This window comes from Curtobacterium sp. SL109, assembly GCF_026672405.1.
GTDB lineage: Bacteria > Actinomycetota > Actinomycetes > Actinomycetales > Microbacteriaceae > Curtobacterium.
Genome location: NZ_JAPPRB010000002.1, coordinates 1,780,803 through 1,799,675 on the forward strand (window position 1 = coordinate 1,780,803; position 18,873 = coordinate 1,799,675).

At 71.8% G+C, this 18,873-nt stretch carries 18 protein-coding genes; 9 read left to right on the plus strand and 9 right to left on the minus strand.

The features are described 5' to 3' along the window. Positions 1–23: 23 nt before the first annotated feature. From OVA28_RS09955 to OVA28_RS09965, 3 genes are all read right to left on the minus strand, one after another. Entirely contained in the window at positions 24–308 is a 285-nt protein-coding gene (locus OVA28_RS09955) for a hypothetical protein (RefSeq protein ID WP_194660756.1), read from the minus strand. Positions 309–342: 34 nt separating this feature from the next. Continuing rightward, a complete protein-coding gene (locus OVA28_RS09960; RefSeq protein WP_268096816.1) occupies positions 343–1,899 on the minus strand; it encodes an ABC transporter permease in 1,557 nt (518 codons plus the stop codon). Between the two features lie 93 nt (positions 1,900–1,992). Further along, positions 1,993–3,681 (minus strand): cation:proton antiporter, encoded by a 1,689-nt coding sequence (locus OVA28_RS09965; RefSeq protein WP_194660758.1) that lies wholly within the window; start codon positions 3,679–3,681, stop codon positions 1,993–1,995. Positions 3,682–3,796: 115 nt separating this feature from the next. Between OVA28_RS09965 and OVA28_RS09970 the strand changes: the two genes are divergently transcribed. The 3 genes from OVA28_RS09970 to OVA28_RS09980 all read left to right on the plus strand — a co-directional run bounded on the left by OVA28_RS09970 (position 3,797) and on the right by OVA28_RS09980 (position 7,102). Beyond that, on the plus strand, positions 3,797–5,053 hold the full coding sequence (locus tag OVA28_RS09970; RefSeq protein WP_268096817.1) for an inorganic phosphate transporter: 1,257 nt from the start codon (positions 3,797–3,799) through the stop codon (positions 5,051–5,053). Then, positions 5,053–5,349, plus strand: coding sequence for a hypothetical protein (locus OVA28_RS09975; protein ID WP_268096818.1), 297 nt, complete (start codon positions 5,053–5,055; stop codon positions 5,347–5,349). Before OVA28_RS09970 ends, OVA28_RS09975 begins: the two co-directional genes overlap by 1 nt. A gap of 268 nt (positions 5,350–5,617) precedes the next feature. Next, positions 5,618–7,102, plus strand: coding sequence for an aspartate ammonia-lyase (locus tag OVA28_RS09980; RefSeq protein WP_268096819.1), 1,485 nt, complete (start codon positions 5,618–5,620; stop codon positions 7,100–7,102). 29 nt (positions 7,103–7,131) lie between these two features. Here the strand turns inward: OVA28_RS09980 and OVA28_RS09985 are convergent, their stop codons facing one another. Together OVA28_RS09985 and OVA28_RS09990 are read right to left on the minus strand one after the other, a co-directional pair. Continuing rightward, positions 7,132–8,214, minus strand: coding sequence for a YihY/virulence factor BrkB family protein (locus OVA28_RS09985; protein ID WP_268096820.1), 1,083 nt, complete (start codon positions 8,212–8,214; stop codon positions 7,132–7,134). Between the two features lie 131 nt (positions 8,215–8,345). Then, entirely contained in the window at positions 8,346–9,677 is a 1,332-nt protein-coding gene (locus OVA28_RS09990; RefSeq protein ID WP_268096821.1) for an MFS transporter, read from the minus strand. 69 nt (positions 9,678–9,746) lie between these two features. Here OVA28_RS09990 and OVA28_RS09995 point away from each other — a divergent pair, with 69 nt between their 5' ends. From OVA28_RS09995 to OVA28_RS10005, 3 genes are all read left to right on the plus strand, one after another. Next, a complete protein-coding gene (locus tag OVA28_RS09995; protein WP_194660762.1) occupies positions 9,747–10,118 on the plus strand; it encodes an FKBP-type peptidyl-prolyl cis-trans isomerase in 372 nt (123 codons plus the stop codon). Continuing rightward, positions 10,118–10,963 carry an aldo/keto reductase gene (locus OVA28_RS10000; RefSeq protein ID WP_268096822.1) on the plus strand — a complete coding sequence of 282 codons (846 nt, stop codon included), beginning with the start codon at positions 10,118–10,120 and terminating at the stop codon, positions 10,961–10,963. Before OVA28_RS09995 ends, OVA28_RS10000 begins: the two co-directional genes overlap by 1 nt. A gap of 138 nt (positions 10,964–11,101) precedes the next feature. Further along, positions 11,102–13,345: a HelD family protein gene (locus OVA28_RS10005; RefSeq protein ID WP_268096823.1), complete on the plus strand. Its 2,244-nt coding sequence runs from the start codon at positions 11,102–11,104 to the stop codon at positions 13,343–13,345. 73 nt (positions 13,346–13,418) lie between these two features. Here OVA28_RS10005 and OVA28_RS10010 read toward each other — a convergent pair whose 3' ends face one another. From OVA28_RS10010 to OVA28_RS10020, 3 genes are read right to left on the minus strand one after another with little or no spacing between them, the layout of a single operon-like run. Next, positions 13,419–13,682, minus strand: a complete 264-nt coding sequence (locus OVA28_RS10010; protein ID WP_194660765.1) for a protealysin inhibitor emfourin — start codon at positions 13,680–13,682, stop codon at positions 13,419–13,421. Between the two features lie 38 nt (positions 13,683–13,720). Next, on the minus strand, positions 13,721–14,770 hold the full coding sequence (locus OVA28_RS10015; RefSeq protein ID WP_268098190.1) for a M4 family metallopeptidase: 1,050 nt from the start codon (positions 14,768–14,770) through the stop codon (positions 13,721–13,723). Between the two features lie 35 nt (positions 14,771–14,805). Continuing rightward, positions 14,806–15,882 (minus strand): glycoside hydrolase family 6 protein, encoded by a 1,077-nt coding sequence (locus OVA28_RS10020; RefSeq protein ID WP_268096824.1) that lies wholly within the window; start codon positions 15,880–15,882, stop codon positions 14,806–14,808. Positions 15,883–16,044: 162 nt separating this feature from the next. On the opposite strand from OVA28_RS10020, the gene OVA28_RS10025 reads away from it, so the two are divergent. From OVA28_RS10025 to OVA28_RS10035, 3 genes are all read left to right on the plus strand, one after another. Continuing rightward, positions 16,045–16,491 carry a VanZ family protein gene (locus tag OVA28_RS10025; protein WP_268096825.1) on the plus strand — a complete coding sequence of 149 codons (447 nt, stop codon included), beginning with the start codon at positions 16,045–16,047 and terminating at the stop codon, positions 16,489–16,491. Positions 16,492–16,616: 125 nt separating this feature from the next. Next, on the plus strand, positions 16,617–16,886 hold the full coding sequence (gene rpsO, locus OVA28_RS10030) for a 30S ribosomal protein S15 (RefSeq protein ID WP_123653908.1): 270 nt from the start codon (positions 16,617–16,619) through the stop codon (positions 16,884–16,886). A 153-nt stretch (positions 16,887–17,039) separates the two neighbouring features. Then, positions 17,040–17,660: a CE1759 family FMN reductase gene (locus OVA28_RS10035; protein ID WP_268096826.1), complete on the plus strand. Its 621-nt coding sequence runs from the start codon at positions 17,040–17,042 to the stop codon at positions 17,658–17,660. Positions 17,661–17,681: 21 nt separating this feature from the next. Here OVA28_RS10035 and OVA28_RS10040 read toward each other — a convergent pair whose 3' ends face one another. Beyond that, positions 17,682–18,872 (minus strand): hypothetical protein, encoded by a 1,191-nt coding sequence (locus OVA28_RS10040; RefSeq protein ID WP_268096827.1) that lies wholly within the window; start codon positions 18,870–18,872, stop codon positions 17,682–17,684. Position 18,873: the final 1 nt, after the last annotated feature.

Genomic DNA, 18,873 nt, shown 5'->3' on the forward strand with positions numbered 1-18,873 from the left:
GCCGTCGGGAGCAGGCGTCGGTCTCAGCGACGCTGCTGCGTGCGCGTGCTGCCCGTGCGGGCTTCCTCGGCCTCCGCCATGACGTCGGCGTCCCCGCTCCGGCCGCCGAGCGGGCGGACGAAGAAGTCGACGATGCCCACCACGATCGCGCCGACGAGCGCGAACATCGCCCACCCGACGAAGAGCCCGGCGGTGTCGCGGCCGTCCGCCGGCGCCAGGACGACGCTCGAGACCCAGAGCGCCGCGGTGAGCGCGAGCAGGACGACGACGAGCGTGACGAGGAGGCGGTGCCAGGCGGTGCGGGTCATGATCGGCCCAGGATACCGCCAGGCGCCGCGGTCCTCAGCGGGCCGCGTGCCGACTGTGGGACGTGCTGGTGGGACCGGCCGGGGTGCCGGAGCCGTCGGCCCGTGGGACGGGGCGGGTGCGTGGGCCCGCACCGGGGCCTCCCGTCCGGTTGCCCGCCGCCTGCCGGTCCGTCTGCCGGACCACCGGGATGCGCCCCGTCGTCAGGGGTTCGTTCTCGAGGCCGTCGCGTCCGCCGGTGAAGACGTCGCCGCCGACGCGGTCGTCCTGCCAGTCCTCGTCGCGCAGGACCTGCAGCGTGCCGGTCTCGGTGGAGGACAGCCCGTGCCGCTCGAGCTCGACGTCGCGCTGCTGACCGAGGAACTCGCGGTTGGCGTTCTGGGCGTCCTGGAACATCGTGGTGCGCCCGGTGACGATGGCGCGGATGCGGCGGCGCTCCCACCACATCTTGCCGAAGTACATGAGCACCAGCCCGGCGCCGGCGTAGCACGCCATCGTGATCAGGCCGCGGGCGGGGCCGGGGCCGACGCCGTAGATCTGGTGCTTGATCATGTCGACCATGCTGGAGCCGACGACGACGTTGTTGAGCCAGGCGAAGGGCTCTGGCATGAACCACTTCGGGTAGGCGCCGCCGGAGGACGGCATGGACAGGAAGACGAAGCAGATCATCGCGGGCGCGGCGATGAACCGGCCGACGAAGTAGCTCAGGCCGTTCACCGCCAGGCCGATCGCCACGATCCAGCCCCACGCGATGAGCACGAGTTCGATCCAGTGCCCGTGGATGGCGCCGACGACGGGGCCGGCGAGCGTGTTCGTGATGAGCGAGATGACGAGGCCGCCGACGACGATGACCGTCATCCGGGTGCGGTGCCGCAGCGGGCCGCCCATGATGCCGATGAACATCGCGACCATGTAGCCGCCGATGCACCAGGCGAGCATCACGTACATCGGGACGGTGCCGTACTCGTCGTACGCGGGGAGCGCTGCGAGCTCGGTGACCTTCGGTGTGGCGACCCCGATCGCGGTGAGCACGGCGGTCAGCGTGGCGGGGACGAGGTTCGCGACCTGGAACTGGTGCGCGCTGGCCTTGAAGAACTCGTTCGTCGACGGGTCGTACGCGACCGCCATCGAGCCGGCGAGCACGTCCCGCTTCGCCGCGACGAGGGAGTCGTACGTGTGGAAGACGAACTCCCCGGGCAGGGCCTTCTGGACGGCCGCGATGAAGCCAGGGTCGCTGCCGATGAGCGCGACGGGCACGTCGTGCGGGTGCGGTGCGTGGAACGCGAAGACGTAGCAGAGGCAGAAGCCGACGATGAAGAACAGCGGCATCCAGAGCTGCAGGCCGATCAGCTGCAGCGAGGGGTGCAGCGTCGAGAACCAGCGGCGGTACGCGCTGATGTGCTGCGGCTGGGGGACCGGGGCCTGGCGGCGGACGGGCCGTGACGACCCGGCGACCTTCGCGCCGCGGCGGGGCGCGGTGCCGCGGGCGGAGGGGCGCGTGGTGCGCTGCTTCGGAGCGGGTCGCGGTCCGGACGCGCCGGGTCGGTCCGGGGTGTCGGAGTGCTTCGGGACGTCGTTCCGCGGGGTGCTCACTGGCGCGCTGTGCTCCTGGTCTCGTGTCGGGTCCCCCGAGGATACGCCCGGCCTCTGACCGCGCTCCTGAGTGGCCGCAGCAGCCCGGCGCCGCTACGACCGGCTGCGGGACGCCTGTGCGGAGTCCATCGCCAGCTCCTCGGCGTCGAGGGTGACGAGCACGCGGCGCATGACCTCCTCGTCGAGGTTCCCGCGCTCGCGCTCCTCGAGCACGATCTCGCGGCGCCGGTCGAGCAGCTCGCGGCGGATGTCCTGGATCTGCGACCCGCGGAGGCGAGCGGGCGCGTTGCGGTCCTCGGACTCCTCTTCCATCGCGTCCTGTCGGAAGACCTCCGCCTGGCGCTGCAGGCGGCTCTTGAGCCGGCTGACGACGGAGTCGACGGCCTGGTCGCCGTACTGCTTCGCCCACTCCGGCCGGCGCTTGTCGAGCAGCTCGATCGCCGCCTCGGTGGTGCGCTGGTTGAGACGCATCTCGCTGCGGACGTCCTCCTCGCCCTCGGCCGGGTCCTGCACCTTGAGCGACCGGATCACGAAGGGCAGCGTGAGGCCCTGCAGCAGGAGCGTGCCGACGGTCACGATGAACGCGATCACGAAGATGGTGTCCTGGGCCTTGATGTCGACGGGGTTCGCCACGACCGACACCGCCGCGGCCAGGGTCACCACCCCGCGCATGCCGGTCCACGAGATGACCGTCAGCTCCCGCCAGTTCAGCTTCGGTTCGGCCGACCCGCGGATCCAACGGAGGGACGGGTGCCCGCGGGACAGCTTGATCCGCAGTGGTCGGAGCCATCGCCCGTTGAAGCGGTTGCGCACGTAGGACTCGAACACGAACAGCGGCCGGACGACGATCACGACCGCGAGCACCACCGCCGCCGCGGTCAGGGTCTGCCCGAGACTCCGCTCGCTCTTGATGAGGTCCTGCACGACGGTGTTGAGCTGCAGGCCGATGAGCGCGAAGACGAAGCCCTCGAGGATGACGTCGATGCTCGTCCAGAGCGGGCGCTCCTGCAGGCGGGTGGCGTAGCCCTCCTTCGGCGAGTTGTAGCCGATGTAGAGCCCGGCCGTGACGACGGCGATGACGCCGGAGCCGGAGAGGTCCTCGGCGAGGATGTACGCCACGAACGGCAGCAGGATGCTCATGATGGTCTCGACGACGGGGTCGTTGATGCGCATCCGGATCCAGTGCACGAGCACGCCGAGCACGATCCCGACCGCCAGTCCGACCCCGATCGCCAGGCCGAAGATGCCGAGGTCCTGCCAGATCGTCAGCGAGGTGCCCGCGGCGATGAGCGTGAAGACGCGCACCAGGGTCAGCGAGGCGGCGTCGTTGATGAGGCTCTCGCCGGACAGCACCGTCATGACCCGGCGGGGGAGCCCGAGCTTGCGACCGATCGCGGCGGCGGACACCGCGTCCGGCGGGGCCACGATGGCGCCGAGCAGGATCGCCGCCGGCCAGTCCATGTCCGGGATGATGATGTACGCCGCCAGGCCGACCGCGAGCGCCGTCACGATGACGAGGAAGATGCCGAGTCGGCGGATCTGCTTGATGGACGTCCGGAAGCTCTGCCACGACACGTCGAGCGCCGCCGAGTAGAGCAGCGGGGGCAGGATCACCGTGAGGATCAGCTCGGAGTCGATCTCGATCGGCGGCAGCCCCGGCAGGAACGACGCCGCGAGCGCCACCGCGGTGACGAGCAGCGGGGCGGGCAGTCCCTTCGACCGCGCGAACCCGGTGACGAGCAACGATCCGACCAGCAGGATGAGGAGCTCGGCGGTGTCCATGCCCTCATTCTCCCATCGGCATGCTTCCGAACCTGAACGAGTTTGAAGGCCGTGTGAACATCGGGTGACCATCTGGGTTTGCCCCGGATGCCGCGGACTGGTTCACTGGCCCGCGGTGGACATCACACTCATAGTCGTCCTGGTCATCGCGTTGGCCCTCTTCTTCGACTTCACAAACGGATTTCACGACACCGCCAACGCGATGGCGACACCGATCGCCACCGGGGCCATGAAGCCCAAGGTGGCGGTCACGGTCGCCGCGGTGCTCAACCTCGTCGGTGCGTTCCTCAGCACCGCCGTCGCGACGTCGATCTCGCACGGGTTGATCAACGAAGGCCCCGGTGGGGTCGCGATCTCGCCGGAGATGATCTTCGCCGGGCTGATCGGCGCGGTGGTCTGGAACATGATCACGTGGCTGCGCGGCCTGCCGTCGTCGTCCTCGCACGCGCTCTTCGGTGGGCTCATCGGTGCGGCGATCGTGGGCGCCGGGTTCCAGTCGGTGAACTACGTCGCGCTGATGACCGTCGTCATCATCCCGGCGTTCCTCTCCCCGGTGATCGCGGCGTTCGTGTCCTTCCTGTCGACGCGCATCGCGTACCGGATCACGCGTCGACCGGTGTTCCCGAACGAGCGCGGCGGGTTCCGTGTCGGACAGATCTTCACCTCGTCGATGGTGTCGCTCGCGCACGGCACGAACGACGCCCAGAAGACGATGGGTGTCATCACGCTCACGCTCATCGCGTCGGGGGCCCAGTCGTCGAACCAGGGCGTGCAGTTCTGGGTCGTCATCGCCTGCGCCCTCGCGATCGCCCTCGGTACCTACACGGGCGGCTGGCGCATCATCCGCACGCTCGGCTCGGGCATCACCGAGATCCGCGCCACGCAGGGCTTCGCCGCCGAGGCCTCCACCGCCGCGACGATCCTCGCGTCGAGCCACCTCGGCTTCGCGCTGTCCACCACGCAGGTGTCCTCGGGCTCGATCATCGGTGCCGGCCTCGGACGCCGCGGCTCGAAGATCCAGTGGTCCACCGCGGGCAAGATCGTCATCGCGTGGTTCATCACGCTCCCGGCCTCTGCTGCCGTCGGTGCCGTGGCCTCGGGCATCGCCCGCTTCGGTGTCGTCGGGCTCGTCCTCGACGCGGTCATCGGCGGCGTCGTGATCCTCGGCCTGTACCTCTGGTCGCTCCGCAAGCCGCACGAGCAGGCCTCCGCGATCGAGGTCGACGTCGCCGCGAACGCGGTCTACACCCGCAAGGAGCTGCGTGACCTGCAGCGCAAGAAGCGCGCCGAGAACGTCGCCGCGCGCCGCGCCGAGCTGAGCCGCGAGCGCACCCTCCGACGCATGGGTGCTCGCAAGGGAGGACGCCGCTGATGGGCATCGACTGGTTCGCGTTCCTGACCGTGGCCGTCGTCGCGGTCGTCGCCTCGTGCTTCGTCGTCTCCGTGTACTCGGTCGGGCTGCGCTTCTGGAGCGCCGCCGACACCCGCGCCGGCAAGTTCACCGTGAAGGACGACGGCACGATCGGCCCGGCGACGGCCGGCTTCCCGAACCCGGCGGGCTCGACCGGCGCCGTCCGGGGTCTCCGCTCCCTGGCGATCGCGTGCTTCGTGGTCTGCGCCGCGACCGTGCTGTACGGCATCTACCTCATCGTCCCCCAGTTCCACTGACGCGCCGGCGGTTCCGCCCGCTCGCGACCCACCAGCCGGGAGGCTCGTGGCGGCCTGGCACCGCGCCTCCCGTCCGCCGCGTGCCCGGCTGGTGCGACGTTGCCCACGTGGTGCGCGCTCGTCGGCGCGCACGGGGTGCGCACCCTCGCACCGGGCGGAGGAACTCGCACCGTGCGTGCCCGCCGCACCGCACGAGGAACTCGCACCGTGCGTGCCCGCCGCAGCCCGGGTACCGGACCGGCCGGACGGACTGGGTTAGCCTCGGGTGGTGGACCACGACGAGGAGGCGCACGTGAGTGTTGGGACCCGCACGGAGACCGATTCCCTGGGGACGAGGGAGGTGCCCACGGACGTCTACTGGGGCATCAACACCCTCCGGGCCCTGGAGAACTTCCCGATCACGAGCGTCCCGATCTCGGTGTACCCGGACCTCATCGAGGCCCTCGCGACCGTGAAGCAGGCCGCCGCCCGGGCGAACAAGGCGATCGGCGTGCTCGATGCCGAACGTGCCGACGCGATCGACCAGGCAGCGCAAGAGGTCCGCGACGGTGCCCTCCGCGAGCAGTTCGTCGTCGACGTGGTGCAGGGCGGCGCGGGTACGAGCACGAACATGAACACGAACGAGGTGCTCGCGAACCGGGCGCTGGAGATCCTCGGGCGCGAGCGTGGGGACTACGCGTACCTGCACCCGATCGACCACGTGAACCGCAGCCAGTCGACGAACGACACGTACCCGACGAGCATCAAGATCGCGATGATCTTCGGCGTCGGGCGGCTCATCGACCAGATCGAGCAGCTCTCGGCGGCCTTCGCGGAGCGGGGTCAGGCGTTCGCGGACGTCCTCAAGGTCGGGCGCACCCAGCTGCAGGACGCCGTGCCGATGACCCTCGGGCAGGAGTTCACCGGCTTCTCGCACACGATCCAGGAGGACGCCCTGCTGCTCCGCCGGGTCACCCCGCTGCTGGCGGAGATGAACCTCGGCGCGACGGCGATCGGCACGGGCATCACGGCTGACCCGCTGTACCGCGACGAGGTCCGTCGGCAGCTGCAGGTCGCCAGCGGCATCGACGTCGTCACCGCGCCCGACCTCATCGAGGCCACGAGCGACGCCGGCTCGTTCATGACGCTCTCCGGCACGGTGAAGCGGAGCGCGGTCAAGCTCTCGAAGATCTGTAACGACCTGCGGCTGCTCGCCTCGGGGCCGCAGGCCGGCTTCGGCGAGATCACGCTGCCGGCGCGTCAGGCCGGGTCGTCGATCATGCCCGGCAAGGTCAACCCGGTGATCCCCGAGGTCGTGAACCAGATCGCCTTCGCGGTCGCCGGGGCCGACACGACGGTGACGATGGCGGCCGAGGCCGGGCAGCTCCAGCTCAACGCCTTCGAGCCGATCATCGCGCACTCGATCCTGCAGTCGCTGCAGTGGATGACCCGGGGCTGCGCGACGCTCCGCGAGCACTGCGTCACCGGGATCGAGGCCAACGAGGCCAAGCTCGCGGCACAGGTCGACACGAACGTGGGCGTCGTCACGGCGCTGACGCCGTACATCGGCTACGCGGCCGCCGCCTCGATCGCCCACACCGCGCTGACCACCTCGACGCCGATCAGCACGCTCGTCACCGCCGCCGGCCTGATGGACGAGACGCAGGTGCACCGCGTGCTGAGCCCCGCCCGGCTGTCGGGGATCGAGCTCGCGACGGGGGCGATCCCCGTGATCACCGAGGAGATGCTGGACGCCGAGGCGCGGCGCCACTGAGGCTGACCGAGCCGGGGAACCGACACCCCTCAGGGCATCGGCCGCTCGCCCACCCGGACCTGCTCGGCGACGTCACGCAGGTGCTGCTGCTGCGGCGTCGGCGTGGGCTCCTCGCCGGGCAGCTCCGCCGCGGACACCCGCACCTGCCGGGCGGCCGCGACGTCGGCGTCGCGCCACCGGGCGAGCGTGAAGTTCCGCGTGACGTCCCGCAGCGGCAGCCGGATGGACTCGTCGGCGTCGATGCCCGCGAGGAGCTGCCGCAGCCGGATGACCTCGGAGTCGAGCTCTCCGCCGACGACCAGCACGAAGTTGGAGATGTAGAGGTAGACGAGCAGCAGCAGCGCACCGCCGAGCCACCCGTACGCGATGCTGCTGCCCCCGATCGTCTCGACGTAGATCGCGAACCCGAACGTCGCCATCGCCCACGTGACGATCGCGAACCCGGCGCCCGCGGAGACCCAGCGCAGCTGTGGCGTCTTGACGTTCGGCGTCGCGTAGTACAGCACCGCGACCATCACCACGAGGTCGACCGCCAGGACGGGCCACTTCGCCACGTCCCAGACGTCGTCGATCCAGGGCGCCCAGCCGAGGCTCGCGACGATCGCCGCCGAGATCGTCGGGGTGCCGAGCAGGATCACGATCGCGATGGCACCGCCGACCATGATCAGCAGCGTGACGAGGAGCATCATGCTGCGGAACTTCCAGATCCGGCGGCCCTCCTCGACCTCGTACGCCGTGTTCATCGCCCGGCCGAACGCGGTCGCGTACCCGGACATCGACCAGAGCGTCAGCAGGACGCCGATCCAGAAGCCGAGCCACGGGTTGTCCAGGCTGAGGAGCTGCCGGAGGGGCTGCTCGAGGTGCACGGCGGTCTCGGGCCGGACGATGAACCCGAGGATCTCGATGACGTCGCTGACGCTGTCGCCCTGCCGGTCGACGATCGACAGCGCGGAGATGACCGCGAGCGTGGTCGGGAACACTGTCAGCAGCGCGAAGAAGGTCAGGGACGCCGCGGCGTCGACGACCCGGTGCCGGATCACCGAGTGGTAGGTACGGCGCACGACCGCACGGACCCCGGTCCGCTGGAGGTCACGCGTCATGCGGTCCGGCATGGTCCCGAGAATATCCGTTGTGTGAGCAGCCCACGTCGTCGGCGGCCCGCCACCGGACGGGAGGCGCGTGGCGGCGCCGCCACGGGCCTCCCGTCCGGCGGTGGTCAGGACCACCCCGTCCAGGCGCGGCGTCAGTTCGCGTCGGGGTGCAGGGCGTCGTAGCGGCGGAAGGACGGCACGAGCCGCAGGAGCAGCGCGACGAGCCCGATGATCGCGACCCCGCCGAGGATCGGCGGCACCGCGATGCCGGCGGCGACGACGAGCCCGGCGTAGAGGTCGCCGATGCGCGGCCCGCCCGTGACGACCACGGTGAAGATGCCCTGCAGGCGGCCACGCATGCCGTCGGGCGACGCAGCCTGCAGGATCGTGTTGCGGAAGACGGAGCTGACGTTGTCGGCGCCGCCCGCGACGGCGAGGAACACCGCGGCGGCTGCGAGTGCCGGCAGGATGCCGGTGCTGAAGGACTCGCCCTCGCGCCCGCCGAGCACGTGCGCCAGCGCCACCACGACGCCGAACGCCGAGATCGCCCCGCCGTAGACGGTGATCGCCCAGCCGACGGCCTCGCCCTGGCGGCGGACGTGGCCGAGGGGACCGGAGAACACGCTCGAGAGCAGCGCCCCGATCGCGTACGCGGCGGTCAGGGTGCCGACGGTGATGGCCCCGCCGCCGATGACGAGCGCGCCGATCGCGGGGAAGAGCACCCGCGGCTGGCCGAAGGTCATCGCGATGATGTCCAGCACGAACGTCATGGTGATGTTCCGCGACTTCCGCAGGAACCGCGCTCCCTCGACCAGGGAACCGAGCCCCGGGCGGAGGGCGCCCTGGTCGGCGGCCATCCTCGGCAGGGTGAACACCCCGAGGAACGCGCACGTGAAGAGCACCACGTCGATCGTGTACGTCGGGGCGAACCCGACGGTGGCGATGAGGACACCGGCGATCGCGGGGCCGACGGTGACCTGGAAGCCGGACGCGATGCCACCGAGGGCGCTCGCCGCGGGGAGCAGGTCGGTGCCGACGAGCCGCGGGACGATCGCGGAGCGGGAGGCACCGCTCACGGTCGCCGCCACGGCGTTCACCGTCGCGAGCAGGTAGAGCAGGGCGACGCTGTGCAGCCCGAGCCACGAGTGCGTGGCGATCATCGCGACGGCGACCCAGGCGACGATCGAGGACACCAGGGCCACGGTGCGGCGGTCGAAGGCGTCGGCGAGCATCCCGCCGTAGAGCCCGGCGACGATCATCGGCAGCAGCGCGATCACGCCCACGAGCGACACCGCGAACGTCGAGCTCGTGATGTCGTACACCTCGAGACCGACGGCGACGGTGGTCATCTGGGTGCCGATCCCGGCGATCGCCGTGCCGGCCCAGAGTCGGGCGAACGCGGGGGACCGACGGAGCGGCGTGAGGTCGGCGAACAGGCGGCGCGGCGGTGCGGGCGTGTCCTGCGGGGGAGTCGGTGGTGTCACGGTGGAACCATTCTGCGGCCTGGAGCGGTGCTGCGTCTGCTCGGTGCGCGGTCTGGTTGACTTGCCGACATGACTGACCTGAACAGCAAGCCCGAGTTCGACGCGCCCGAGGGCCCCGCCCCCACCGACCTCGTCATCACCGACATCGTCGAGGGCTCCGGCGACGAGGCCACGGCCGGCTCGACCGTCAAGGTCCACTACGCCGGCGTCGAGTACGAGACCGGCGAGGAGTTCGACAGCTCCTGGGGCCGTGGCGAGCCGATCGACTTCCCGCTCGCGGCGCTCGTCCGCGGCTGGCAGGAGGGCATCCCCGGCATGAAGGTCGGCGGGCGCCGCAAGCTCGTCGTGCCGCCGGAGCTCGCCTACGGCCCGGCCGGCGGCGGACACTTCCTCTCCGGCAAGACCCTGATCTTCGTCATCGACCTGCTCGGCGTCCGCTGATGACGTCCGGTGCGCCCGTCGCCCCGACCGTCGAGCTGAACGACGGGCACCGCATGCCGGTGCTCGGCCTCGGCACCTACTCGCTCGACGGCGACGAGGGTGCCGCGGTGATCGGCACGGCCATCGCCAGCGGCTACCGCCTGCTCGACACCGCGCTGAACTACGGCAACGAGGACGCCGTGGGCCGAGCGGTCCGTGACGCCGACGTGCCGCGTGACGAGCTCTTCGTCACGTCGAAGCTGCCGGGCCGCCACCACGGCTACGACGAGGCGCACCGGTCGATCGACGAGACCCTGGGCAACCTGGGGCTCGACCACGTCGACCTGTACCTGATCCACTGGCCGAACCCGTCGGTGGACAAGTTCGTCGACACGTGGAAGGCGTTCGTGGACCTCCGTGACAGCGGCAAGGTCCGCTCGATCGGCGTCTCGAACTTCACGCCGGCACACCTCGACCGGATCATCGACGCGACCGGTGTCGCGCCGGCCGTCAACCAGGTCGAGCTGCACCCGTACTTCCCGCAGGCAGCCCTGCGTGCCGTGCACGCCGAGCGCGGGATCGTCACCGAGAGCTGGAGCCCGCTCGCCAAGCAGTCGGAGCTCATGACCGAGGCACCGGTCCTCGCGGCAGCGAAGGCCCACGGGGTCACGCCCGGCCAGGTCGTGCTCCGCTGGCACGTCCAGCTCGGTGCCGTCCCGGTGCCGAAGTCCGGCGACGCCGACCGCCAGCGCGAGAACCTCGACGTGTTCGGGTTCGAGCTGACGGGCGACGAGGTCGCCGCGATCTCCGGCCTCGAGCGCGGGCGTCTCTGGGACGGCGACCCGGACACGCACGAGGAGATGTAGCGCCGACGCGCTGACGGGAGGCGCGGTGCCAGCTGGCACCGCGCCTCCCGTCCGTCCGTGGTCCGGCACCACGGCCCGCGGCACCAGCCCGATGGGCAGGGGGACTACACTGGATACCCCTGTCCCGAAGGGTTGCGTGTGTCCGAACCGACCGAGATCGACCGCGAGCGAACGTACGTCGACGGACTCTTCGTCCGCCTCGACGAGCTGACCGCCGAGGCCGAACAGCGCCTCGCTGAGACCCGTCGTCAGGCCGTCGGCGGGAACCACCAGAGCCGCAGCGAACGCGACGCCTTCGCTCGGCTCTACGAGGACACCATCCACACGCTCGAGCGCGTTGGAGACCGGCTCGTGTTCGGTCGGCTCGAGGTCGCGGACCCGCCCGCCGACGAGTCCGCCTTCCGGTACATCGGCCGCGTGGGACTCCGTGACGCCGAGCACCGCCCGCTGCTGCTCGACTGGCGTGTGCCGGGGGCCAGCGCGTTCTACCAGGCCACCGCCGCGTACCCGATGGGCATGCGGGCCCGTCGCCACCTGTCGCTCGAGGGCCGCAGCGTCGTCGGCGTCGAGGACGAGGTATTCGACGCGACCCTGTACGACGACGAGCGCACCCACCTGCAGGGCGAGGGGGCCCTGCTCGCCGCCGTCACCGCCGAGCGCACCGGCCGGATGACCGACATCGTCGCCACGATCCAGGGCGAGCAGGACCGCATCATCCGCTCCCCGCTCGAGGGCGTCCTCATCGTGCAGGGCGGCCCCGGCACCGGCAAGACCGCCGTGGCACTGCACCGCGCCGCGTACCTGCTGTACTCCTACCGCGAGCGCCTCCGCGGGTCCGGCGTGCTCGTCGTCGGGCCGTCCCCGGCGTTCCTGACGTACATCGAGCAGGTGCTGCCGTCCCTCGGCGAGACGGGTGTGGTGATGGCGTCGCTCGGCTCGCTCTACCCGGGGCTCCACGCCACCCGTCACGACCGCCGCGAGGTCGCCGCGGTCAAGGGCTCGGGCGAGATGGCCGACCTGCTCCGCCGGGCGGTCCGCTCGCGCCAGGTCGTGCCGACGGAGTCCGTCGAGCTCGACGTCGAGGGCGAGCGGCTCGTCGTGCCGCCGCAGCTCGTCGCGGACGCCATGCACCGGGCCCAGGACCGCGGCAAGCCGCACAACGTCGCCCGGGTGTCGTTCAACAAGGGCGCGCTCGACGCCATGACGAAGCTCCTCGCCGAACAGCTGCGGCAGCGCGGCACCACGGTCGACGACGCCGACATGAAGGTGCTCCGCGAGGACATCCGGTCCTCGTACGACGCCCGCGTCCTGCTCAACACCGCCTGGCTGCCGCTGCCGGCGGAGAAGCTGCTCGAGGACCTCTACGCGCGGCCGAACTGGCTGGCGTCCCTCACGCCGAACTGGTCGCCGGAGCGCCGCGCCCTGCTCGCCCGGGAGCGCGGCGCCGGCTTCACGGTGGAGGACGTCCCCCTGCTCGACGAGGCCGCCGAGCTCCTCGGCACGTTCGACCCGACCGGCGGTGCGGCGAAGCGCCAGGCGAAGGCCAGCCGGAACCGGGACATCGAGAACGCCCGCCAGGCGATCGAGAACATGGGCGTCGAGGGCATCGTCTCTGCCGAAGAGGTGGCGGGTGCGTTCGCCGAGGGGGGCGACCCCCGTACGACCGCCGAGCGCGCCGCCGAGGACCGCGAGTGGACCTACGGCCACATCGTCGTCGACGAGGCCCAGGAGCTCTCGCCGATGCAGTGGCGGGTCCTGGCCCGACGCAACCCGCTCCGGTCGTTCACGATCGTCGGGGACATGGCGCAGGGCTCCTCACCCGGTGCCGCCCGCACGTGGGAGGACGTCATCGGCGCCCTCGCCCGTCGTCGCCGTGGTCGCGCCCCGCAGGTACCGCTCGACCACCGCGTCGCCGAGCTCACGGTGAACTACCGGACGCCGCGGTCGATCGTCGAGGCCGCCGGCGAGTTCGCCGCAGCGGCCGGGCTCACCGTCACCGCGAACCAGGCGGTCCGGGACGGCGACCCGGTGGAGCGCGTGTCCGTGTCACGGGCCGAGGTGCTCGACGCCGTCGCCGCCCGGGTGGCGGGGGAGCGGTCGCACATCGGCTCGGGGACGATCGGCGTGATCGTGCCGGAGGCCCAGGTGGACGTCGTCCGGCAGCGGCTCGCGCAGGGCGACCTCGACGTCCGGAGCCTCGGGTCGCCACGACCGGGCTCGGTCACGGTGCTCACGGGGGCGGACGCCAAGGGCCTGGAGTTCGACGGCGTGGTGCTCGTGGACCCGGACGGGGTCGGGGCGGACGCCGCCCGTGCCGCCGCCGCGGTCTACGTCGCGATGACCCGTCCCACGCGGCGGCTCACCGTCATCGACGTGGCGTGACCCGGACGGCAGGCCCGGGTCGGGTCCGGCGAGGGGCCGGCCGGGTCCGGACGGGAGGCCCGGGTCGGCCCCGTCAGTCCGGCTCGCCCTCGGTCCGAACCCGTTCCACGAGTGCGGCCAGCGGCCCGTCCAGCGCACGGCCGGGCACCCGCACCGTGGTGCTCGCGACCGTGATCGTCCAGACGTAGTCGTCGGGCACCGGTGCCACCGGCTGCCGCGCCGCACGGGGCACCGCGTCGACCAGGTCGGACCAGCCGTCGGGGTCGACGTCCGTGTCGATCCGCCAGCCCCGGGTGAGGCCGGCGAACCCACCGCTCCGACGCACGAGGATCTGCATGCGCCCGACCCTACGCCGGGCCGTCGCCTGGTCGGTGGTCAGTCGAGCACACCCACCGTGCGCCAGGCATCCGCGACCGCGACCGACTGCTGCGAGCCCGACCCGAACCGGGCGTCGGCTGCCGACACCGTGACCCGGGCGAAGCCGGCGAAGTCGATCGACGCCGTCACCTCGGCCGAGGTCAGGGTGTCCCACCACACCGCGCCGGCACCCTCCCAGGCGTTGCCGCCGATCGCCGTGGCCGCGAGGAAGAAGGCGTGGTTCGGGATGCCGGAGTTCGTGTGCACCCCGCCGGCGTCGTCGTCGGTCTCGACGTAGTCGGCCATCGTCGCCGGCTGCGGGTCCTTGCCGAGCACCGGGTCGTCGTACGCGGTGCCCGGAGCCCGCATCGAGCGGAGTGCGACCCCGTGCACGGCGGGCGTGAAGAGGCCCTCGCCGATGAGCCAGCTGGCCTCGGCAGCGGTCTGCCCGGCGGTGTACTGCGCCACGAGGGACCCGAAGACGTCGCTGACCGACTCGTTCAGCGCCCCGGACTGCCCCTGGTACGTCAGGTCGGCGGTGTACTGGGTGACCCCGTGGGTGAGCTCGTGGCCGATGACGTCGAGCGCGATGGTGAAGCGGGTGAAGACCTCGCCGTCCCCGTCGCCGAAGACCATCCGGGAGCCGTCCCAGTACGCGTTGTCGTAGTCCTGCCCGTAGTGCACGGTGGCGTCGAGGGGGAGTCCGGCGCCGTCGATCGACACCCGCCCGAAGACGTCGAGCCAGAACGCGTGCGTGGCACCGAGACCCGCGTAGGCCTCGTCCACGGCGGCGTCGCCGGTGTCGGGTGCGCCCTCGCTCCGGACGACGGTGCCCGGCAGCGTGGTCGTGCCGTGTGCGTCAGCGATGGTGCGCTGCGGTGACGCATCCGGCGCGGTGGCGGTGCGCGGCGCACGCAGGGACCTGGTCTTCGGTGCCTGGACGGCGTCGAGTGACGCCAGCGCCGTCCGTGCCGCCGGGGTGGCACGGGGGAACGCGTCGGTCGGCGCGTCGGCGATGGCGCGCAGCAGGTACGGCGGGACGACGGAGCGGAGCGGGGCAGCGGTCATGGCAGCCATGCAACCCCTCGGCACCGACACTCGCGTCAGCCGTCGCCGTCCTTCCGGTTCTCGACCAGGTCGAGCGCGTAGGACTCCCACCACTGGCCGGCTGCCGGCCCGCCGTTGCAGGTGCCGTCGCTCAGCCCGGGCGTCTTGACCCAGAGCAGGGCGTCCAGCCGCGAGGAACCAGCCGTCACGTGCGGCGACTGCCCGAGCCCCGCGCCCTCCGGGTTGCACCAGGTGCCGAGCCACCCGCGGCCGTTGCGGGACACGTCGATGACGAAGTGCGGGTCGCCGCCGACGGCGTCGGCGAGCCGGTCGGCGTAGGCACGTTCCTGGTCGACGCGGTAGAAGTTCGACACGTTCGTGAAGAAGCCCTGCGTCCGGTCGACCCCGGCCTGCCGCAGCCACCCGGCCATCGTGGCGGTCGGCACGCGGTTCTCGTTCCCGCCGTCGAGGTACACGGTCAGCCCGTGCCCGCTGAGCTCGTCCACGGCCTTGCGGAGCAGTGGCAACCGGGAGTCCGACAGGCGCTTGCAGACGTGGATCTGCGCGATCGCGTCGGGTTCGACGAGCACGACCGCGTGCGACCCCGCCGCTGCCCGCACGACCGACCGGATCCACGGCAGGTACTCCGCCGGGGTGGAGCCGCCCTTCGAGTAGTGGCCGCAGTCCCGGTCGGGGATGGTGTACAGCACGAACACCGGGGTCTTGTCCTGCCGGCGGGCGTTCGCCACGACCTCCCGGACGGTCTCGCGGGTCGTCGTGACGGAGGGGTCCGTGAGCCAGGTCGCGATCGGTTCGTCGGCGATGACGGCGATCCGCTGCGCCGTGGTGGTGTCGCCGTCCGCACGTGCCTGGGTCTCGCGTCGGCCGGGCTGGTTCTCGCTGGCCGGCTGTCGGGCGAGTCCGCCGGGGAAGGCCTGCGCAGCGCTCTGCCGCTCGACGATCCGGCGGCCGTCCGGCCCGTTCGGCACGGTCGGCAGCCAGAGGGCGACCCCGACGACCACCGCGACGACGACCGCGGCGGCCCCGCCGATCCACGCCCACTGGCGCGTGGCACTCGGTGGTCGACGCGGCATGGGCACGTGGTCGTCCGGTGGCAGCTGCTGGTCCGGCATCGAGCGGTCCTCCCTGGTCACCACCGCGCGTCGCGACGATGCCCATGCTTCCATCCCGTCGGCCTCCTCGGCCACCCCGCACCGGCGATCGCCCAGCATCGCCGCCGCTGCTGCCCAGGAGCGCTCCAGGTGGCGCGCAGGACGGTGCCCCACACTGTCCGGATGCTCCGGAAACTCCTCCTGCTCGCCCTCACGGCGGCCTACGCCTGGGTGATCTGGCGGATGACGCTGACACCGCACGTGTTCACCTCGGCGGAGAACTCCCTCGTCCTGCACGCCATCGCGTGGGCACAGCACCTGCCTCACGGGTCGTGGCTGACCTACGACCGCACCGAGTTCCTCGCCAACATCGCGATGTTCGTCCCCGTCGGCATGATCGCGGCGATGTGGTTGCCGCGGCGCTGGTGGTTCCTCGCGGCCGTCGTCGCGGTCGCACTGTCCGCGGGCATCGAGCTCGCCCAGGGAGCCCTGCTGCCGTACCGCGTGTCCGACCCGCGTGACGTCCTCTCGAACGGCCTCGGCGGGCTCCTCGGCGCCACGCTCGTCGGCTTCGTCCGCAGCCTGCTGCCGGCACCCCGCCGCCGGCGCCTGCACGCCCGCACGGTCTGACCCAGCTGGGCTCCTCGGCGGTCCGCTGCTCTGGTAGGCTCTCCAGGTTGCCGTCGAACGGCCGCGGACAAAGAGCGCTCATGCATCAGGCATGGGCACCGCGCAACGGACAGAAGGGGATCACCATGGCACTTGATGCACAGGTCAAGCAGGAGATCATCGAAGAGTACGCGACCCACCCGGGCGACACCGGATCCCCCGAGGTCCAGGTCGCCGTTCTGACGCGTCGCATCAACGACCTGAACGAGCACCTCAAGGAGCACAAGCACGACCACCACTCGCGTCGTGGTCTGCTGCTCATGGTCGGCCAGCGTCGCCGCCTCCTCGGCTACCTCTCGAACGTCGACATCGCCCGCTACCGTGCGCTCATCGAGCGTCTCGGCCTGCGCCGCTAGTCGTCGCCGCACCGCTTGACCGAACGCCCCGGCCCTCCTCGTGAGGACCGGGGCGTTCTTCGTTCCCGGTCGGCACGGCGGCGGGAATGCGCACACGACCTCCCGAGTTCAGTACAGTGTTCATGCAAACGCATTGAAAGATCGGGAGATCCCATGACCACCATCGCCGTCGTCTCCGCCGGGCTCTCCGAGCCGTCCTCGACACGTCTCCTCGCCGACCGCCTGGCAGAGTCCGCCGTCGCAGCGCTCCAGGCACAGCACGGAGTTGCGCCCCGCGTCGTGCACGTCGACCTGCGTCCGCTGGCCCACGAGATCACCGACGCGATGCTCACCCGGTTCCAGGCGCCGGCCCTCGCTGCCGCCACGGCCGCGGTCCTCGAGGCCGACGCCGTCGTGTTCGTCTCGCCGGTCTTCACCGCCGGCATGAGCGGCCTGGCGAAGTCGTTCCTCGACGTCCTGGACACGGACGCCCTCACCGACATGCCGGTCCTCCTCGCGGCGACGGGTGGCACGTCCCGCCACTCGCTCGCGATCGAGCACGGCATGCGCCCCGTGTTCGCCTACCTCCGCGCAGCCGTCGTGCCCACCGGTGTGTTCGCCGCGACGGACGACTGGGGCACGGACGGCGACCAGGCGGCTCTGGACGGACGCATCCGCCGGGCCGGTGCCGACCTCGCCTGGATGATCGGGGCCTCCCGTCGGGTGCGGCAGGACGCGACCGCCCTGCCGGAGGTCACCGACTTCGCGAGCCTGCTCGGCGGACTCGGGCACTGACCGCCCTGCCGAGCCGATGCGTCAGTACCAGTGCGGGTCGACGCTCATCTCGTGGTTCCACGCCCCGCACGGGGTGCCGTAGCTGCTCTTGATGTAGGCCAGGCCCCAGTTGACCTGGGTGTCCTGGTTGGTCCGCCAGTCGGCGCCGGCAGCGGCGAGCTTCGACGCCGGCAGGGCCTGGGGGATCCCGTAGGCACCGCTCGAGGCGTTGAGGGCGTTCGCGCGCCAGCCGGACTCCTGTGTCCAGAGGGACACCAGGCACCCGAACTGGTCGTCGCCCCAGCCGTAGCTGCCGAGCACGCTGCGGGCGTAGGCCTGCGCGGCCGCCGGGTCGACGGTGACGCCGCCGGTGTCCGGGTAGGCGTTGCCGGGCGCCGCGGCGACCGGGGTGCTGGCGGACGCCTGCGCGGCCGCGGTGGCCTGTGCCGCGGCCCGGGCTGCTGCGGCCTGCGCTGCCGCCTGGGCGGCGACGGCGCGCCCGACCGCGTACCGGCGTTCCGTCTCGGCGGTGGAGTCCTGCAGCGAGGCGAGCTGCGCGTACAGCTCGGTGCTGTGCGACTCGGTGGACGCCACGGCGCGGTCGGCGCGGTCCTCGGCGGTCTTCGCCGCGGTCGCCTTCGTCTCGGCTGCCGCGGCGAGGGACGCCCGCTCGGACTCGGCCCGTCGCGCCTGGTCGCCGAGCGACGACGCCGTCCCCGCCGCGACGGAGGCGTCGTCCATCACGCCGGACCACGTCGTCGTGAGCTGGTCGATGGCCCCGAGCTGGTAGAGCAGCTGGTTCGGGTCCTTCGTCGTGGCGATCCTGGTGGTCATCTGGTCGCCCGAGCCGTCCCGGTAGAGACTCGCGGCGAGCTGTCCGGCCCGCGTGCGCGCGCGCTCGGCGGTCGCCCTGGCGGCGTCGGCCTGAGCCTGGAGGCTCGTGGCGGCCTGGGTGGCCGCCTGCAGGTCCGCCTCGGCCTGCGCGGCGACCGCGGAGGCGTCGAGCGCGTCCTGCGACGTGGCGGCGGCGTCCGCCTGCGCCGACCGGAGTGCGACCTCGACGCGCTGCACCTCGGCCCGCTTGGCGGTCTCGTTGCCCTTGGCCTGTTGGACGTCCTGCCAGCTCGGGTACTCGGTGGCACTGGCCGGCACCGCGGTCACGAGGGGGCCGACGAGCGCACCCACGACCACGACGGCCGCGACGAGTACGCGTCTTCCAGGAACACGACGCATG

What these genes read in the sequence shown, in the direction of transcription:
- OVA28_RS09955 (WP_194660756.1), bottom strand. Translation starts at nt 308, where the DNA reads ATGACCCGCACCGCCTGGCACCGCCTCCTCGTCACGCTCGTCGTCGTC.
- OVA28_RS09965 (WP_194660758.1), bottom strand. Translation starts at nt 3,681, where the DNA reads ATGGACACCGCCGAGCTCCTCATCCTGCTGGTCGGATCGTTGCTCGTC.
- OVA28_RS09975 (WP_268096818.1), top strand. Translation starts at nt 5,053, where the DNA reads ATGGGCATCGACTGGTTCGCGTTCCTGACCGTGGCCGTCGTCGCGGTC.
- OVA28_RS09985 (WP_268096820.1), bottom strand. Translation starts at nt 8,214, where the DNA reads ATGCCGGACCGCATGACGCGTGACCTCCAGCGGACCGGGGTCCGTGCG.
- OVA28_RS09995 (WP_194660762.1), top strand. Translation starts at nt 9,747, where the DNA reads ATGACTGACCTGAACAGCAAGCCCGAGTTCGACGCGCCCGAGGGCCCC.
- OVA28_RS10000 (WP_268096822.1), top strand. Translation starts at nt 10,118, where the DNA reads ATGACGTCCGGTGCGCCCGTCGCCCCGACCGTCGAGCTGAACGACGGG.
- OVA28_RS10010 (WP_194660765.1), bottom strand. Translation starts at nt 13,682, where the DNA reads ATGCAGATCCTCGTGCGTCGGAGCGGTGGGTTCGCCGGCCTCACCCGG.
- OVA28_RS10015 (WP_268098190.1), bottom strand. Translation starts at nt 14,770, where the DNA reads ATGACCGCTGCCCCGCTCCGCTCCGTCGTCCCGCCGTACCTGCTGCGC.
- OVA28_RS10020 (WP_268096824.1), bottom strand. Translation starts at nt 15,882, where the DNA reads ATGCCGGACCAGCAGCTGCCACCGGACGACCACGTGCCCATGCCGCGT.
- OVA28_RS10025 (WP_268096825.1), top strand. Translation starts at nt 16,045, where the DNA reads ATGCTCCGGAAACTCCTCCTGCTCGCCCTCACGGCGGCCTACGCCTGG.
- rpsO (WP_123653908.1), top strand. Translation starts at nt 16,617, where the DNA reads ATGGCACTTGATGCACAGGTCAAGCAGGAGATCATCGAAGAGTACGCG.
- OVA28_RS10035 (WP_268096826.1), top strand. Translation starts at nt 17,040, where the DNA reads ATGACCACCATCGCCGTCGTCTCCGCCGGGCTCTCCGAGCCGTCCTCG.
- OVA28_RS10040 (WP_268096827.1), bottom strand. Translation starts at nt 18,872, where the DNA reads ATGCGTCGTGTTCCTGGAAGACGCGTACTCGTCGCGGCCGTCGTGGTC.